Genomic DNA, 18541 nt, shown 5'->3' on the forward strand with positions numbered 1-18541 from the left:
CCGTCTCCCACGAGCTGCGCACCCCCATGACCAATGTGCGCATGGCCTTGCAAATGCTGCAAATGACCCGCGATAACCCCGAGAAACAGCGGCACTACTTCACCATTGCCCTGAAAGAGTGCAACCGGCAAATCGAGCTCATCAACGACCTGCTGGATATGCGACGGCTGGGAGCCGGGACGTATCTGCTGCAACCAGAGAATATTTTTCTGCCGCGGTATTTACAAGATTTGCTGGACGGGGCTCAGCCTTTGGCCCAAGCCAAACATCAACACCTGCAACTGCACCTGGAGTCAGGGATCCCCTCGCTTTGGGCCGACCCCACCTGCTTGGGGCGCATTCTGCGCGAGCTGCTGCACAACGCCATCAAGTACACGGCCCCCGAGGGATCCATCCACCTGCGGGTTGTCTCAGAAGGAGAGGGGATCCTCTTCGTCTGCAGCAACAGCAGCGAGATCCCAGAGCCAGAGCTGCCCCGCATCTTTGAAAAGTTTTACCGGATCCCGCAATCGGATCGCTGGAAGCACGGCGGCACCGGCCTGGGGCTGGCTTTGGTGAAGCAACTGGTGGAGCATATGGGGGGGAATATCTCCGTCAACAGCTCGGATGGATGGACGCATTTCCAAGTTTGGTTGCCCCAAGGTGAGGATCCTGCTCCGCCATTGCCCGGCCCACCCCCAATGTCAGAAGACCTCCCCTTTTGGAAAGAGGCTGGGGGTGAGGGGCATACCTGACCCCTATCCCGGCAAGACTTGTTGCTGCCAGAGGGCCTCCAGTTGCACCGTGTATTCGGAGTTCACGATGGGCACTGCCCCAGCAATGGCCTCTTGAATGGGGATCCCGGCAGCAGCCTCCAGCTGGGCAAAAGCTGTTTGGTAGTCGGCAGACAACCGGCTGACATCGATGAGCGGCAGATCCCCCCAGACCTCCGGCTTGAACTTTTCCAGCTGCCCCTCCGGGCTGGCCAAGACCTCTGCCAGGACCATTGCCCCCCAAGGATTGGCCGCATTAATGGGAATGGCTGTAAACGAGGGATCGATCAAGCTGGTGCCCGGGATCCCATAGGGGGTGGTGCTGGGGGGAAATTGGCCGTTGCCCTTGCGTAAGATCACCTGATCGATAAAGGTGGGGATGAGCCACACTTCGCCGTTGGCAAAAAGCTCCGCCAGGCGGGCAAAGGTGGGCGGGTAGGTTTGGCCCTGTCTCCACAGGAAGGGATCCAGCTTTCTCAGGTATTCCACCAGGGCAGGGGATTGTCGCGCCCAGAGATCGGCATCGAAGTCCGGCCCGCTGTACTGGGCATAGCCCCCGGTCACGCCGTAGAAGGCGCTCAACAAAAAGCGGCTGCCATGAAAATCCGGCGGGGCCACGTAGGTAAATCGCCCTGGATTGGCCTCTGCCCAAGCCAACAGTTCGGCGTAGCTCTGGGGGGGATTGGGTACCCGTTCGGCATCATAGGCCATCAAAAAGTAGTTGCCGGTGTAGGGCGCAGAATAGCCCTCGGTGGGCAGGCCAAAATCCGTTGCAATATCGGCGGGATCATAGAAGGTCAAGCTGGGCAATTTCTCAGCAAAGGGGCCGTAGAGCAAATTCCCCTGCTTGAGGGTGCGGAAGTTGTTGCCATTGATCCAGATGAGATCGATGCTGCCGCCGCTGAGCAGCCCGGCCTGTACCTCCCCAATCACCTTGTTGACTGCTTCAACGGTATCCGTGAGCGGGATCCGGTTCAAGCGAATGCCATAACGCTCCTGCAACTGGCTTCTCACCCAGCCATCCACAAACCCATTGATGGCCTCACTGCCGCTCCACATGGCCCAGTTGACAGAGCTGCCCCGCGCCCGCTCCAGAATGTCTGCCCAGCTCAGGGATCCCAGATCCACCATGTTCTGGGAGGTGTTCTGGGCAAACGGAGAGCTTTGACTCAACGCCCAAGCCCCCAGGGATCCCAGGCCGGCCAATACCTGCCGCCGCTTCCAGAAAACGCTTTTGGGTTGCATAGCCTTGCCTCCACCCCCATCCAACTTTCAGGTTCCAGATTCAACTTAAACTCTCCCCTCTTCCTTGGGGAAAGGGGCCGGGGGTGAGGGATCCCCGCCAACCCCCACAGGCCACAGAGCCTCTGGCGGCAAATGGATCCACACTGCCTGCCCCGGCGCAAACACCTGATGGGGAGCCACCCAAGCCTGCAGACTGCCCCAAGGGGTTTGTAAGGTCAGCCGTCGCTGGGTGCCCGCAAAGCGTTCCGCCATCACTTGAGCGGAGAAAACATTGTCGGCCAAGCCGGGCGGCTGGGGAAGCACCTGCACCTGTTCCGGACGCACCGTCAGCCGCACCTGACCTTGAAGTGGCACGGCGCTTTTCAAGCGGATCCCGTCGTTGAGGCGAAGTTGGTGACCCTCCGCCTGCGCATCGAAAAAATTGACCCCGCCAAAAAAGCGGGCAATGCGCTCGGAGCGCGGCTGCTGATAGAACTCCACAGGGGATCCCACCTGGTGTAGCTGCCCCTCAAACATCAGGCCGATGCGTTGGGCCATGGCTGTGGCTTCTGCTTGATCGTGGGTAACCAGCACCGTCGTCACCCCTGTTTCCGCCTGCAGCTCCAGGATGAGAGCCTGCATCTCTTGGCGCAGGTTGGCATCCAGGGCCGATAAAGGTTCATCCAACAGCAGCACCTTGGGCCGAATCACCAAAGCCCGCGCCAGGGCCACCCGCTGCGCTTGTCCGCCAGAGAGCTGGCTAGGCCGACGCTGAGCCAATCCGGGCAATTGCACCCGCTCCAACATGCCCAAGGCGGCAGCCTCCCGCTCTGCCCGGGGAATGCCCCGCATTTTCAGGCCAAAAGCGACATTCTCCCCCACGCTCAGGTGGGGAAACAGGCGGCTGTGTTGGGACAGCAAAGTCACGCCGCGCCGTTCCGGCGGCAGAGGGTTGAGGGGGATCCCGTCCAGCCAAATTTCCCCCGGATAGGGCAAGGGATCCGGCTCCAGCAGACCGGCGATGAGATTGAGGGTGGTGGACTTGCCGCAGCCCGACGGCCCCAGCAGGGCAAAGATCTCCCCTGCTTCCACACTCAAAGACAAATCCCTGAGGACAGGGATCCCTCGCTTGTGGAAGCGCTTGCTGAGGTGGCGGAGAACAAGGTGGCCCATGCTTGGGTTACCGATCAAACGCTCAATAGAGCTCTCAAACTCTCCCAAAATTAGAACAGAAAGTACCGTTGTGCCATGGGCAGCACCTCTGCCGGCTCGCAGGTGAGCAGCTCTCCATCGGCCCGCACTTCATAGGTCTCTGGGTTCACCTCAATGCGGGGAGTGGCGGTATTGAGTTTCAAATCCGCTTTGCCGATCTCGCGGCAATTTTTCACCGCTACGGCCCGGCGCTGGATCCCCAGTTTTTCCGGGATCCCCAAGTCTAGAGCAGCCTGGGAGACAAAGAGCAGGCTGGTCTCGGTCAGGGCGCGGCCAAAGCTGCCGAACATGGGGCGGGGGTACACCGGCTGCGGGGTTGGAATGGAAGCATTGGGATCCCCCATTTGGGCGTAGGCAATCAGGCCCCCCTTCAGGACAATTTCCGGCTTAACCCCAAAAAAGGCCGGCTTCCACAGACACAGATCCGCCAGTTTTCCCACCTCCACCGACCCGATGACGTGGCTGAGTCCTTGGGCGATGGCGGGGCAGATGGTGTACTTGGCTACGTAACGCTTGGCCCGGAAGTTGTCGTTGCGGCTGCTGTCTTGCGGCAAAGGCCCCCGCTGCACCTTCATCTTGTGAGCCGTCTGCCAAGTGCGGATGATTACCTCCCCCACCCGGCCCATAGCCTGCGAGTCGGAAGAGATGATGCTGAACACCCCCATGTCATGCAAGATGTCCTCGGCGGCGATGGTTTGGGGGCGAATGCGGCTTTCGGCAAAAGCAATATCCTCCGGCACATTCTTGCTCAGGTGGTGACACACCATCAGCATGTCCAGATGCTCTTCGATGGTGTTGCGGGTAAAGGGGCGGGTGGGATTGGTGGAGCTGGGCAGCACGTTGGGCTCCGAGGCAATGCGAATGATATCGGGGGCATGCCCACCCCCGGCCCCTTCGGTGTGGAAGGTGTGAATGGTGCGGCCATTGATGGCAGCGATAGTGTCCTCCACGAAAGCGGACTCATTTAACGTATCGGTGTGGATGAGGGTTTGGATGTCGTACTCATCCGCGACCTGCAGGCAGCTGTCGATCACCGCCGGCGTGGATCCCCAATCTTCATGGATCTTGAGGCCGCAGGCCCCCGCTTCCACCTGTTCCCGCAAAGCTGCGGGAAAAGCCGCGTTTCCCTTGCCAAAGAAGCCCAAATTGACGGGGAACCCCTCCGCCGCCTGCAACATCTTGCCCAAGTTCCAAGCTCCAGGGGTGCAGGTGGTGGCGTTGCTGCCTGTGGCCGGCCCGGTTCCGCCCCCCAAAAGGGTGGTCACTCCCGAAGCGATGGCAAACTCGCACAACTGCGGACAGATGAAATGCACATGAGCATCGATCCCTCCCGCCGTCAGGATCAGGTTCTCCCCGGCGATCACCTCGGTGCTGGGGCCCACCACCATGCCCGGCGTCACCCCCGCTTGGATGTTGGGGTTGCCGGCTTTGCCAATGCCGACAATGTAGCCATCGCGAATGCCCACATCCGCCTTGACGATGCCCCACCAGTCCAGGATCAGGGCGTTGGTGATCACCAGATCCAAGGCCCCATTGGCGCGGGTGGCCGTCGGCGATTGCCCCATGCCATCGCGGATGGTTTTGCCGCCCCCAAACTTAATCTCCTCACCATAGGTGGTGAAATCCTCCTCCACCTCGATGATCAGCTCGGTGTCCGCCAGGCGCACCCGATCCCCTACGGTGGGGCCGTAGTTGCTGACGTATTGGCGACGGGGAATCTCTAGGGTCATAGGGTGGTATCTGCAAAAGGGCTGCCAGGGTTTTACCACACATCCCCACCCAGGGGATCCCTTGCTGTCTATTGTTCAGTTCCAACCCTTCCTGAGAACGGATTGGGTTGGCTGAAAATTCGTTACATATATTTACATCTATGATCGAAAGAACAATTGCCAATCGACTCCAGCCTCGATGGGACAAGGGATCCCTCGTTTAATTATTGTGAAGCAACTGAGGGCTCACAAACCCTGACCTATAATGCCAGGTAAGTCCTGCCCTGGGGGAATCTTCTGCCAAGGGGTAGGGATGCTTCGTTCCTTGTCGCAAGAGAGGAGTTCTTGATGACAACTACGCCAAAGGAGCGAGAGCCGAAGGTCAAGGTGTCGGTTGATGTGGATCCGGTTCCCACCTCATTTGAGAAATGGGCCAAGCCGGGGCACTTCGACCGCAGCCTATCCCGTGGCCCCAAGACCACGACCTGGATCTGGAACCTCCATGCTCTTGCTCATGACTTCGACAGTCACACCAGCGACTTAGAAGACGTCTCTCGTAAGATCTTTTCCGCTCACTTCGGCCACTTGGCAGTGGTTTTCGTCTGGCTGAGCGGCATGTACTACCACGGAGCTCAGTTCTCCAACTATTCCGCTTGGCTGGCGGATCCGATCAACGTCAAGCCCAGCGCCCAAGTGGTCTGGCCCATCTTCGGCCAAGAGATCCTGAATGGGGATGTGGGTGGCGGCTTCGAAGGGATCCGCATTACTTCTGGTCTATTTCACCTCTGGCGAGCTGCCGGCATCACCAATGAGTTTCAACTCCTCTGCACCGCCATCGGTGGCTTGGTGATGGCCGGGCTGTGCCTGTTCGCCGGCTGGTTCCACTACCACAAGCGGGCTCCCAAGCTGGAGTGGTTCCAAAATGTGGAATCGATGCTCAACCACCACCTGGCGGGCCTGCTGGGGCTGGGTTCTTTGGCCTGGGCCGGTCACCAAATCCACGTGGCCATTCCCATCAACAAGATGTTGGATGCGGGCGTGCCGGCGGATCAGGTGCCTTTGCCCCACGAGTTCATCCTTAAGCCGGCCCTGATGAAGGAGATGTTCCCCAGCGTGGATTGGGGCATCTTCAGCGGGGTGGTGCCCTTCTTTACCTTGGATTGGGGCAAGTACGCGGAGTTTCTCACCTTCAAGGGTGGCCTGGATCCGCAGAACGGTGCCCTCTGGCTGACCGACCAAGCCCACCACCACTTGGCCATTGCCGTGCTCTTCATCGTGGCCGGGCACATGTACCGCACCAACTGGGGCATCGGCCACTCCATTAAAGAGATCCTGGAAGCCCACAAAGGCCCCTTCACCGGCGAAGGCCACAAGGGCCTCTACGAAGTGCTCACCACCTCTTGGCATGCCCAACTGGCCATCAACCTGGCCATGGTGGGATCCCTGAGCATCATCGTGGCGCAGCACATGTACGCCATGAACCCCTACCCCTACATGGGCATCGACTACGCCACCCAGATCTCCCTGTTTACCCACCACATGTGGATAGGCGGCTTCTTCGTGGTGGGGGGTGCTGCCCACGGGGCCATTTACATGGTGCGGGACTACGACCCGGCGGTGAACCGCAACAACGTGTTGGATCGGGTATTGCGCCACCGCGACGCCATCATCAGCCACCTCAACTGGGTGTGTCTGTTCTTGGGCTTCCACGCCTTTGGCTTCTACGTCCACAACGACACGATGCAAGCCCTGGGCCGTCCGCAGGACATGTTCTCGGACACCGGCATCCAACTGCAGCCCATCTTTGCCCAGTGGATCCAGTCGCTGCACACTTCGGCCATTGCCAGCACCGCTCCCTATGTGGGCGCTTCGGTTAGCCCCATCTTTGGCGGCGACGTGGTAGCTGTGGGCGGCAAGGTCTCCATGATGCCGATGGTGCTGGGCACGGCGGACTTCATGGTGCACCACATCCACGCTATGACCATCCACATTACGGTGCTGATCCTGCTCAAGGGGGTGTTGTTTGCCCGCTCTTCCCGGTTGATCCCGGACAAAGGCAAATTGGGCTTCCGCTTCCCCTGCGATGGCCCGGGCCGCGGCGGCACCTGCCAAGTCTCCGGCTGGGATCACGTGTTCCTGGGGCTGTTCTGGATGTACAACTGCATCTCCATCGTGATCTTCCACTTCAGCTGGAAGATGCAGAGCGACATCTGGGGCACCGTCAACGCCGATGGCACGATTGAGCACATCACCGGCGGCAACTTTGCCACCAGCGCCATTAACATCAACGGCTGGTTGCGGGACTTCCTGTGGGCGCAATCGGTGCAGGTGATCAACTCCTACGGCTCGGCTCTGTCGGCTTATGGGCTGCTCTTCTTGGGCGCTCACTTTGTCTGGGCCTTCAGCCTGATGTTCCTGTTCAGCGGTCGCGGCTACTGGCAGGAGCTGATTGAGTCCATCGTTTGGGCCCACAACAAGCTAAAAGTCGCTCCGGCCATTCAACCCCGCGCTCTGAGCATCATTCAGGGTCGGGCGGTCGGTGTGGCCCACTACCTGTTGGGAGGGATCGTCACCACCTGGGCGTTCTTCCTGGCACGGTTCGGCGCACTCGGCTAAGGCAAGGAGGAAGAGAGAATCATGACAACTGCAACTCGTTTTCCCCAATTCAGCCAAGACCTGGCCAGCGATCCCACCACGCGTCGGCTGTGGTATGGCATTGCCACCGCCCACGACTTCGAGACCCACGATGGCATGACGGAGGAGCGGCTTTACCAAAAGCTGTTCGCCACCCACTTTGGCCATCTGGCAATCATCTTCCTGTGGGCCTCCGGCAACGTCTTCCACATTGCCTGGCAAGGCAACTATGAGCAATGGGTAGCCAACCCCACGGGTGTCACCCCCATCGCCCACGCCATCTGGGATCCCCACTTTGGCAAGGCAGCGGTGGAAGCCTTTACCCAACCGGGGGGCGGCGGCCCCGTCAACGCGGCCTACTCTGGCCTGTACTATTGGTTCAACACCATTGGCCTGCGCACCAACGGCGATCTCTACGCCGGTGCCATTGGCCTGCTGTTGTTGGCGGCGGTGTTTCTGTTTGCCGGCTGGCTGCACCTGCAGCCCCGCTTCCGGCCTAGCCTGAGCTGGTTCAAGAACGCTGAAGCCCGTCTCAACCACCACCTGGCCGGCTTGTTTGGGGTCAGTTCCCTGGCTTGGACTGGTCACCTGGTACACGTCGCCATCCCCGAGTCCCGCGGGCAGCACGTAGGCTGGGACAACTTCCTTACCACTCTGCCCCACCCGGCAGGTCTGAAGCCCTTCTTTACCCTCAACTGGGGGGTGTATGCCCAGAACCCGGACACGGCCAACCATGTCTGGGGCACGGCAGAAGGGGCGGGCACGGCCATCCTCACTTTCTTGGGTGGCTTTAACCCCAACACCCAGTCCCTGTGGCTGACGGACATGGCCCACCACCACCTGGCCATCGCGGTGATCTTCATCGTGGCCGGCCACATGTACCGCACCAACTGGGGCATTGGCCATAGCATCCGGGAGATCCTCGGCGCCCACAACCCCCCCAAGGGCACTCCCTTCGGAGGCCTGCTGGGAGAAGGCCACAAAGGTCTCTACGACACGGTCAACAACTCCCTGCACTTCCAGTTGGCTCTGGCCTTGGCCTGTCTGGGGGTGGTGACCTCGCTGGTGGCGCAGCACATGTACGCCCTTAACCCCTACGTGTTCATGTCCATGGATCACACCACGGAGGCGGCTCTCTACACCCATCACCAGTACATTGCTGGCTTCTTGATGGTGGGGGCGTTTGCCCACGGGGCCATCTTCCTGGTGCGGGACTACGATCCTGAGGCCAACAAGAACAACGTGCTGGCGCGGGTGCTGGATCACAAGGAAGCGATTATCTCCCACCTCAGCTGGGTATCGCTGTTCCTGGGCTTCCACACCCTGGGGCTGTACGTCCACAACGACGTCATGCAGGCCTTCGGCACGCCGGAGAAGCAGATCTTGATCGAGCCGGTGTTTGCTCAGTTCATCCAGGCCTCTCACGGCAAGATGATCTACGGCATGGATGTGTTGTTGTCCAACCCCGACAGCCTTGCTTCTACCGCTTGGCCCAACTACGGCAACGTGTGGCTGCCGGGCTGGCTGCAGGCCATCAACGATCCCAATGGATCCCTGTTCCTGCCCATTGGCCCGGGTGACTTCCTGGTGCACCACGCCATTGCGCTGGGCTTGCACACCACCACCTTGATCTTGGTCAAGGGGGCGTTGGATGCCCGCGGCTCTAAGCTGATGCCGGACAAGAAGGACTTTGGCTACAGCTTCCCCTGCGACGGCCCGGGTCGAGGCGGCACCTGCGACATCTCCGCCTGGGATGCCTTCTACCTGGCCATGTTCTGGATGCTGAACACCATCGGCTGGGTTACCTTCTACTGGCACTGGAAGCAGCTTGGGGTTTGGAGCGGCAACACTGCCCAGTTCAACGAGAACTCCACTTACCTGATGGGCTGGCTGCGGGATTACCTCTGGGCCAACTCCGCCCAGTTGATCAACGGCTACAACCCCTACGGGATGAATAACCTGGCGGTTTGGGCCTGGATGTTCCTGTTCGGCCACCTGGTGTGGGCAACTGGGTTCATGTTCCTGATCTCCTGGCGCGGCTACTGGCAAGAGCTGATCGAGACCTTGGTGTGGGCGCATGAGCGCACTCCCTTGGCCAAGCTGATCCGCTGGAAAGACAAGCCGGTGGCCATGTCGATTGTCCAAGGTCGTCTGGTGGGTCTGGCTCACTTCACGGTGGGTTACGTGTTGACCTACGCGGCCTTTGTTATCGCCTCGACAGCCTCTCAGTCGGGGTAGCAAGCCCATAACCTGCTGAATAGGGATCCCTCGGCTGGTCCAGGGATCCCTTTTTTGTGAGTTGGTAGAGTGGTGATATGAAGTTTAGGGTCTGATGAGTTTGGTCGATGACTCTAGCCGCCCGATTGGATCCCTATATCAGGCGATATACCTTTGAGGAGTTTCATCGACTGATTGAGTCTGGACAGATTGAAGAGCCCAATCAGTTGGAGCTGATTGACGGGCTCCTGGTTCAAAAGATGACGAAAGGGGAGAGGCACGCCGCCTACTGTAGCCGCCTGTACCGACTGTTGGTGGGCCTTGTGCAGGAGCAAGCTATTGTGCGCACCCAGGATCCGGTGCAACTGCCCCCCAATCACGAGCCAGAGCCCGACTTTGCCATTGTGCGCTTTCAGCAGGATGAGTACCGCTCTCGGCATCCTCAGCCCGAAGACATCTATCTCATCATCGAAGTGGCTGATTCTTCCCTTACCTATGATCGGGAAGTCAAACTCGGACTCTACGCCAAAGCCGGGATCCCCAACTACTGGATCTTGAACTTGCAAGAGAACTGCCTAGAGACGTACAGCTTGCCAACGGAGTCGGGAGTTTACCAAAAAAGAGAGGCTTACACCCCCAAGGAGAAAGTTGGGATCCCAGGGATCCGGGCTGGAGAGTTGAGTCTGGATCGAGTTTTTTCCATCGGTTAAGGCAGGGATCCCTTGCCGGCAGATCGAATCTTGGCTGGCAGGAGTATTGTGGGTGGGGAAGCATTTGCAAAAGGATTGTCGATGAGCTACGACGCAGTGGTGATTGGGGCCGGGCATAACGGGCTGGTGAGCGCTTGCTATTTGGCCAAGGCCGGGCAAAAAGTGCTAGTGCTGGAGCGCTATCACACCGTTGGTGGTGCTGCCATTACGGAAGAAATTCACCCAGGCTTTCGCGTGTCGGTGGCTTCCTATTCCTGTAGTTTGCTGCGCCCGGAGATCATCCGCGATCTGCGCCTGCCGGACTATGGCTTTGAGGTCTATGCCAAGCAACCTTCCTACTTCATGCCTTTCCCGGATGGGCAGCACCTCTTTCTGTATGCCGATAACCGTGCCAAGAGCAAAGCGGAAATTGCCAAGTTTTCCCGCAAAGATGCGGAAGCCTACGACCGCTGGGAGGAGTTTTGGGATCGGGTGAACGAGGTGGTGGAGCCAACTTTGATGCAGCCGCCGATTTCACTGGGCCAACTGGCGGATCGCTTTGCAGCTGCTGGCTATGAAGACGATTTCCGCCGCATCATGCTCCTCTCGACCACTGATCTCCTGGATGAATTCTTCGAGTCGGAGCAAGTCAAGGCGGCGATGGCTCCCCAATCTTTGATCGGCACCTCTGCCGGGCCGATGACTCCGGGTACGCCCTACATCTGGCTGGTCCATGCGGTAGGTCGGGCTATTGGCTCGCGTGGGGTCTGGGGCTATGTGCGCGGTGGGATGGGATCCATTACCCAAGCGATGGCCAAGGCAGCTCTGGACTTAGGGGTGGAGATCCGCACGTCTGCTCCAGTGGCGGAGATCTTGATGGAGAGTGGGCAGGCCGCTGGGGTTATCCTCGAATCGGGGGAAACCGTGCGGGCGCGGGCGGTTCTCTCCAATGCTCATCCCCAGATCACCTTTTTGCGACTCTGCTCCTCTTTGCCCCCAGACTTGCGTGACCGGCTAGAACGGCACTACCGCACCTCAGGCCCTGTGTACAAGCTCAATTTGGCCCTGGAAGAATTGCCTCGCTACACAGCGGCCCCTGCTGAAGTGCCCCCAGAAGTGGTCAGTTCCGCCACGGTGGACATTGCCCCCTCGGTGGCCTATCTGGAGCGGGCTTGGGATGACTGCAAGTACGGGATCCCTTCCCGGGATCCGTTTATCGAGATCTACAGCCAATCCCCCACCGACCCGACAATGGCTCCCCCAGGCAAGCACATCCTCTCCTGCTTCTGCCAGTTTGTGCCTTACCAACCCAAAGGGCGAGACTGGAACGATGGCCTACGGGAGGAATTTGCCGATCGGGTAATCGACAAAATTGCCCAATTTGCCCCCAACATTAAAAACGCCGTGATCGCACGGCAGATGTTGTCGCCCGTGGATCTGGAGGCCCGCTTCGGCCTTGTGGGGGGCAGCATTTTTCACGGGGAAATGACGCCGGATCAAAGCTACAACCTGCGGCCCATCTCCGGCCTGGCCGACTATCGATCCCCCATCCCCGGCCTTTACCTCTGCGGTTCGGGAGCGCACCCAGGAGGCGGAGTGACCGGGATCCCTGGCCACAACTGCGCGCAGGTGGTGCTCAGCGATCTACCCAAGCTCTGACCGACGAAAAGGCCAAGCCAGAGCGGATCCCTGCTCTGGGATCAAACGGGTTGCCTGGGTTACAGCCGCACCTGCGTGCCCTCAAAGAATCCACGAATAATGAGAATAACTCCCCCTGCATCAGGAGTACCCGTATTTCCGTCGCCAATTGGTGAGTTCGGGCCTATAACTTGGTTGTCAGTGGGGAACTCTTGCTCAATAAAGAATTGCCCAGAGATATTCGAGCCAGAGGTGGTTGGATCGAAAACCAAATTCAAGTTGCCTCGCAGCAGAGAACCGCCAATATCTGCCCTATTAAACGGCCCGGCCAGTTGTGCCCCAGCTAAGGTGCGGAAGACAAAATCTCCCGTGGTGGGGACAATGCCCTGAAGGATAACAGGACTGAGATTAGTTCCCTCCACAGGGGATCCAGGCAACGTACCTGTGGAGCGCTCGGTGCGCAAGGAGAAGAAGTAGTCAAACGCGGTAGGGGCACCGGGACGCTCAGGGACGGGCAACTGCGGGATCGGGGTGGGGAAAGGTCGCGGTGGGGGGCTGACCTGCACAAAGTTGAGAACTGTGCTGGTGTTGGCCGGATCAAACTCCGCTTGAACACGACCGTTCAGTAAGCGGCGGATGCGAACCAACTGATTGGGCAAGATGTTTGGACGAGTGGGATCCGGAGCGAACAGTACCGACTGCGTACCCACCTGGGCAGGGCGATAGACAATCTCCGCCTGGTTGGGCCGGAAGTTCAGGCGAGCAAAGAGAGCCAGGGCATCTTCAGGAGTGCCATCGCCGGCCACGCCCCGCTGCCGCACCACAAAGCTGGCGGAAAAGCTTCCGGTTTGCAGAATGGCAGTGACAGGCCCTTGAGGTGGGGGAGGATTGACAAAAGAGCCTGGCGCCAGAATCTCACCACCGGGGCCAGGGCCACCATCTTCAAACAACACACCTGTGGTAGGGACAATGAGAGAAGAATCTCCCTCGAGAACGACCTGATTGCCATTCCTATTCACCAAGATTCGGCGCACGGTGAGAGTCAAGACAGTACCTTCCCTGACGGCTCTAAAGGTTGTGTTCACTCGAATGCGCTGATCATTGGGGTTTGTCGAAATTGCAACCAGCCCGGCGATATTGAATTGCGTAGATAGCCTGCCGTCGTTGGGTCCAAAGGCAGTGATATTCACCAGCGGTGTGGTTCGCCCAATTTGGATGGCCAGGGTGCTGGAGCGAAGGGTGGAGTCAATCGTCAAGTCACTGGCTGGGATCTCGTTCACAGGCAACTCGTTCACAGGCAAGATGCGGGCTTCAACATTGGCGATGCGAGCTTCACCGCTGCCTTGGAGGGGGTTGGTGCGCACAGGGATCCCGTTGTCAAACCTCGGATTGACATAGTCCAAGCGGAGGCTGGTGGTCTCCAGCACCGAGCCGGGGGTAAAGCGGTACTCCTGCGCCGAGACAAACGCCGTGGGATCCACCTGGACGGGCCCAGGCAAGGTCGGGGACTCATTAACCTCGCCGCAGCCGCCTAGCAGCAAGACTCCACACAAAACCGCTAATGAGCGACCTTTGAAGTTCATAAGGCACTTCCTCACACACCCTAATCTGGGGAAATCCACACACAAAATGGAGGGAAAGGCACCCAACCCCAACGCTACAGGTAAGCTGGCCGCCCCTGCTCGAGGCTATGATACCCCATATCTAGGGGATGGGCCATTTCCGGAAAAATTTCTTGGATTTGCTCTGCCGGTCGCTTGACAACGCCCTGGAATGCAGTAGAACTAACAGCAGTCATCCCCCTTTCAAACGGGATACCTCGTAATCTTGCTTGTCAATGTACAGGGGTAAATTCAGTGGATCCCGGCTGGACGCTGTCGGAAAGATTTGCTGTGGTGTGAGTGAGTGGAGACTTCCCCAATGAAACGACGTTCTGGCTCAGCCCTTGGCGGCGGTGGCCTTTCCCTTCTGGTAACTTGGGCTTCGCTGGCCCTGGTCACTGGTTGTAGCAGCGAGACTACTGGTGGGCTGCCGCCCCTCTTGACTGCCGACGGAGCTACACCCCCTCCGGTGGCGGTTGCCCCTACCATTTCACCCAACCTCACGCCCATCACCTTTCGCCCCGGGCCGGACTTTGCCCCCATCACCCCGCCGCCAGTTCAACCCGATCTGCCGGATCCGCCTCAATTTGGGCCAGGGGGCGGCTTCAATGCCGATCAGGAGTTTGCCTCGCTATCCTATAAGATCGATATAACTGGTTTGATCGTGCGTGGGACCATTGCTAGCGTTGATGTACAGGTTTTAAACATCACCTGTGGAACAGACGTGACAGATGTTATACTCCCAACTGCTTTAGAACAATTTAAGAATCTATTGATTGGCAGAGGAAATACATCCCTTGATGCGACGGGAATTACCTTTAGCTTTACTTTTCCGACGGATCCCCGCTACTTTAATGATCTCAGAATTCTTTCTAAAGGCATTCGTGGCGTTCGTAGAGTTGATGCACAGGGGCAGGTTCAGATCGAAGACGAGCTGACTGGCGATGACATTCTGATCATCTTAACTATTCGTGATAGTTTTGGTCAGGTGCTAAGAGTTGACGATTCTATATTTAGTGGAGAAGAAAGCCGAACAGAAATTCGTGGCTCTGCAATTCCACCCTGTGGCAACCTTCCTCAGCCAACTCCCACTCCAACTCCTACTCCTCTGCCGCCCGTACCTACGCCTACCTCAGGCCCCACTCCTGTGCCAACGCCGGTTCCTGTGGGACCCTCGCCCCTGTTTGCTCGCTTCCTACTGCCCAATCCAGCGCCGGTCAATACACCTGTTACCCTCACCTTTGTAGTCGATAACCGAGTGGCTGGCGCTATTCCCTTGAGTGGTCTCAGCTTCCAGGCAGTCTTGCCAGAGGGGCTGGTCGTGGCCAATCCTCCCACACCTGCCGGCATTGCCAATCCAAATACCTGCGGGGGCACTTTGGGCGCAATACCGGGAACAAGGATCATCAACCTTTCGGGCGGAGTTCTGGCAGCAGGTGCTACTTGCGAGGTGAACGTCTCCATTCAAGCAACGGCTCCTGGGATCTACACATTGCCGCTGCTATTTGTGTCGAACAATCAGACTCTACCCAGTGCAGCTCCTCCCATCACTCTAGTAGCTAACTAGCAGCCAATGGTGATGCGGCTTTGGAGAGGACTTCCGTTTTGTAAGCGAAGGTGGCAGGAAATGAAGGTGCAAAAGTTCAAGACTGAAAGAAGTTGGTTGCGGGCTTTAGGCAGCGCGGGGGCTGTTTTCTTCACTACGGCAAGCTTGATCGGCTGTCAGCAATCCAACGACAAAAGCGCCACTAGCTTTGTTCCTGGGCCGATCATTCCGCCGCAAACGCCCAGCGTGCCTACCGGAGGCACCGAGGTAGGCTTACCTCCCATAGCGCCAGGGATCCCTTTGCCGGCTCCCACTGTTGTCATCCAAACTCCCGTTGCGGCCCCAACCATTCCTCCCATCCCCTCTCCCGCTCCTCTCCCTACCATTAAGGCGGAGACCCCTGTTCCTTCTACTCCTTTCCCTCCTCCTCCCCCCGCTCCGTTCCCTGTTGAGAAAGTCAGCGTTATTCCGGAAAAAGTTGAGTTTGCAAAAGGCACAACTGTTGGCTCCATAGAAACTCTCACGCTTACGCCTTCTGCTCCTCCGGCCAACGGCAGTTTGGTGTTGAAAGTGGAAAGCAGCAACCCGCAGGTGGTGGGCATTTCTACAACGGCTGCCTCTTTTGTAACCGTCGTCATTCCACCGGGATCCCCAGATACACCCAAAGTTGGGTTAACTCGTTTGATCCCGGCCACGCAAGCGGGCAATGCCACCATCACAGTTACCCGCGACCCCGCCACAACGGCTGGCAATTATCCGGTGGGCAGTGTGAATATCGCTGTGCCAGTTACCTTATTGCAAACTGAACCGCCTAGCATTGCTGTTGAGCCTACCTCCATTACATTTGGCGAGAATGCTCCAGCTGGAACCTCTGATAAAGTAGCGGTTACGCTCAAAGCAGCAGCTCCGATTGGTGGGCAGGTTGTATTGGATGTGAGCGGAACTCCCAATCCTTTTGTGCCAGGCGCTCCGTTTACCGTTTCGACCAGCACGCTAGTCTTTAAGGAAGGCAACAAAGGACCTCAGGAATTCGCGGTTATTCGCCTGACCGATGGTGCAGCTGCAGGCTCAGTCACTATTAAGCTCAATACAGCTCTGACCACTGCTACCAATTTCTTGACCAGCGATCTTAGTGCTGTGATCCCTGTTGAAGTTAAAGCGCTGCCAACTCCGCCACCTGCCAGTATTGGGATTGAATACGATACGTCGGTGAACTGCAGCGCTAAACTTAACTTGAAGCTTACTGTGCCTCCAAAAGTTACTCTTACCGGCACCATTAAGAGTCCTCTTACTTTCAAAGCTGAGCCAGCTCCCGCAGCACCCTTCGCATTCGACCCCGCAACAGGCATCATTTCCGTTCAATGTCCAGCGGCAGCAAACCAGCCCCCCATTGGCCTTTCTTTCTCTGCATTGGTGACCGTTACCGATTCTTCGATTCCTCCGATTTCAGCTCAAAAGTTTGTTTCAGTTAAAGTCGAATAGCAAATATCGCCTCTAAGAAATCTGTGCAAAGCTAGGAGGGGGTGATGGAACTGATCACATCAAATCCAAAGTCCCCAGCGTGTCTCCTCAGGGGCTGGGCGCGCTTAGTCCGTGCTTTTCGGATCAGTATCGTAGGGCTTGGTACTCGGATCTGAACTAAGCTGCCAATGTTGCTGCCCAATCCAGGAGGGCGTTCACTGCTTTTAGGTCTTTCGCCTCTGAGTACAACCTCAGCAGAGGCTCGGTGCCACTGCCGCGAATCATCACCCAACTGCCGTCGGCAAGGGTAAATTTGTGGCCGTCTTTGTCGAAATGCTTGATCACTTTCTGCCCCAAAATCTCAGCCGGGGGATCCATCTGTAGCCGTTTGAATAACTCAGTTTGTTGATTTTGATCGGCGAGGTGGAGATCGCGGCGCAGGTAAACAGAGGTGAACCCTTCCCGTTCCTGCAAAGCTCGGTAAAGGGCGCTGAGATCTTGGCCGGTTTCCGCGACCGCTTCGATGAGATAGAGGGCCGAAAGCAGGGCATCCCGCTCGGGAATGTGGCCCAAGTAGCCGATGCCGCCCGATTCCTCTCCGCCCAACAGCACCTGGGTGCTCATCATGCGCTCGGCAATGTACTTGAAGCCCACCGGCATTTCCGTAACCGGCAGGCCATAGCGCTGTGCAACTTTAACAAACAGCTCAGAGCCGCTGATGGTTTTGACAATCTCGCCCCGTAAGCCGCGTCGCCCCGCCAAGTGGTCGATCAAGATGGGGATCAGGATCTGCGGGCTGAGGAAATGGCCCTGCCCATCCAGGGCGGCAATGCGGTCGGCATCTCCATCAAAGACCAGGCCCATTTTCAAGGGGGCCGGATCCGCTGCGATGATCTGAGCGGAAGCCTGCAGGTTTTGCGGCAAAGGCTCAGGGGGAAATCCCCCAAATAAGGGATCCCGGTGGGCCTGCAATTCAATCACCTTCTCCCCCAGTAGGCGCTTGAGGCCACCGGCGCCAGAGCCAAACATGACATCCACCCAGATCTTGGCCGGGGATCCTTTGAGCTTTTCCAGATCCACAAAGCGGCTGAGCTGGGCCAGGTAGCCAGGCCAGGGATCCCAGGTTTCAATAGGAGCCTTTGCGGATCCCAGCGGTTTCAGGTTTTGCATCTCCTGCTCGATGGCAGCAGTAACTTCCGGGGGCACGGATCCACCGAATCCCCCCTTGACCTTGAGGCCGGAATAGTGGGGGGGGTTGTGGCTGGCGGTGATCACCAAAGCGCCATGGCAGCCTCGCTCCTTAGCACCCCAGCTAAAGGCCGGCGTTGGGGCCACACAGGTGGAGAGGTAAACTGGGATCCCCAGGCGGGCCACCACCTCAGCAACGTGGGCGGCAAAGCGTTCCGAGAGAAAGCGGTTGTCGTAGCCAATCAGGATCCCTTCGCCGGGGTAGGTGCGGGCCAACACTTGGGCGCTGGCCTGGGCTGCAACGGTCAAGTTTTGGAAAGTAAAGCCATCGGCAATCACGGCTCGCCAGCCGTCGGTGCCAAAGCGGATCGGGGTATCGGCCATAGTGGTGTTGCGGTGGGTGCTGCCGCTTCAAGTCATAGCACGAGGCGGGAGTTGCGGGGTTCGGTCTGCTCTCAACTCCTATCGAGATGGGATCCCTCTCGCAGGGGCCGCAGAAGCGGCTAGAGTAACCTGGAAAGCGTTCCGCTCCTGTGTGCCATGACTCAGCAACTGACTCTCGACGGACTGGGATTGGGATCGAATGGGGGATCCCGTCTGGGTCGGGTGATTGTAACCGATTTGCAGGGGGAGATGCAGCGCTCCTACCTGGAATACGCCATGAGCGTGA

At 58.3% G+C, this 18541-nt stretch carries 12 protein-coding genes; 7 read left to right on the top strand and 5 right to left on the bottom strand.

Going from position 1 to position 18541, the window contains the following annotated elements; translation table 11 throughout:
• Nucleotides 1–734 (top strand): sensor histidine kinase (locus NW818_RS07265; RefSeq protein ID WP_414424189.1); only part of this gene is annotated, 734 nt, incomplete at its 5' end.
• Between the two features lie 3 nt (nt 735–737).
• On the opposite strand, the gene NW818_RS07270 is transcribed toward NW818_RS07265, so the two are convergent.
• Genes NW818_RS07270 through ureC form a run of 3 tightly spaced genes read right to left on the bottom strand, consistent with a single transcriptional unit; the run spans nt 738 to nt 4918 of the window.
• Nucleotides 738–1997 (bottom strand): ABC transporter substrate-binding protein, encoded by a 1260-nt coding sequence (locus NW818_RS07270; protein ID WP_414424190.1) that lies wholly within the window; start codon nt 1995–1997, stop codon nt 738–740.
• A gap of 45 nt (nt 1998–2042) precedes the next feature.
• Nucleotides 2043–3149: an ABC transporter ATP-binding protein gene (locus tag NW818_RS07275; protein ID WP_414424191.1), complete on the bottom strand. Its 1107-nt coding sequence runs from the start codon at nt 3147–3149 to the stop codon at nt 2043–2045.
• A gap of 50 nt (nt 3150–3199) precedes the next feature.
• Nucleotides 3200–4918 carry an urease subunit alpha gene (gene ureC, locus NW818_RS07280; RefSeq protein WP_414424192.1) on the bottom strand — a complete coding sequence of 573 codons (1719 nt, stop codon included), beginning with the start codon at nt 4916–4918 and terminating at the stop codon, nt 3200–3202.
• 327 nt (nt 4919–5245) lie between these two features.
• Here ureC and psaA point away from each other — a divergent pair, with 327 nt between their 5' ends.
• The 4 genes from psaA (at nt 5246) to NW818_RS07300 (ending at nt 12096) form a co-directional block, all read left to right on the top strand.
• A complete protein-coding gene (gene psaA / locus NW818_RS07285) occupies nt 5246–7513 on the top strand; it encodes a photosystem I core protein PsaA (protein ID WP_414419837.1) in 2268 nt (755 codons plus the stop codon).
• 21 nt (nt 7514–7534) lie between these two features.
• The gene (gene psaB, locus NW818_RS07290) at nt 7535–9769 is read left to right on the top strand and encodes a photosystem I core protein PsaB (protein WP_011431693.1); all 2235 of its coding nucleotides are present in this window, start codon (nt 7535–7537) and stop codon (nt 9767–9769) included.
• A gap of 107 nt (nt 9770–9876) precedes the next feature.
• The gene (locus NW818_RS07295; RefSeq protein ID WP_414424193.1) at nt 9877–10458 is read left to right on the top strand and encodes a Uma2 family endonuclease; all 582 of its coding nucleotides are present in this window, start codon (nt 9877–9879) and stop codon (nt 10456–10458) included.
• An 81-nt stretch (nt 10459–10539) separates the two neighbouring features.
• On the top strand, nt 10540–12096 hold the full coding sequence (locus tag NW818_RS07300; protein ID WP_099812798.1) for a phytoene desaturase family protein: 1557 nt from the start codon (nt 10540–10542) through the stop codon (nt 12094–12096).
• 59 nt (nt 12097–12155) lie between these two features.
• Here the strand turns inward: NW818_RS07300 and NW818_RS07305 are convergent, their stop codons facing one another.
• Complete coding sequence (locus NW818_RS07305; protein ID WP_414424194.1) at nt 12156–13574, bottom strand: hypothetical protein; 1419 nt, start codon at nt 13572–13574, stop codon at nt 12156–12158.
• A gap of 571 nt (nt 13575–14145) precedes the next feature.
• On the opposite strand from NW818_RS07305, the gene NW818_RS07310 reads away from it, so the two are divergent.
• On the top strand, nt 14146–15243 hold the full coding sequence (locus NW818_RS07310; RefSeq protein ID WP_414424195.1) for a hypothetical protein: 1098 nt from the start codon (nt 14146–14148) through the stop codon (nt 15241–15243).
• A gap of 60 nt (nt 15244–15303) precedes the next feature.
• A complete protein-coding gene (locus NW818_RS07315; protein WP_414424196.1) occupies nt 15304–16704 on the top strand; it encodes a hypothetical protein in 1401 nt (466 codons plus the stop codon).
• A gap of 156 nt (nt 16705–16860) precedes the next feature.
• Here NW818_RS07315 and NW818_RS07320 read toward each other — a convergent pair whose 3' ends face one another.
• Nucleotides 16861–18255: a phosphoglucomutase/phosphomannomutase family protein gene (locus NW818_RS07320; RefSeq protein ID WP_414424197.1), complete on the bottom strand. Its 1395-nt coding sequence runs from the start codon at nt 18253–18255 to the stop codon at nt 16861–16863.
• Nucleotides 18256–18541 lie beyond the last annotated feature (286 nt).

The organism is Synechococcus sp. R6-5, assembly GCF_047461775.1.
Lineage (GTDB): Bacteria > Cyanobacteriota > Cyanobacteriia > Thermostichales > Thermostichaceae > Thermostichus.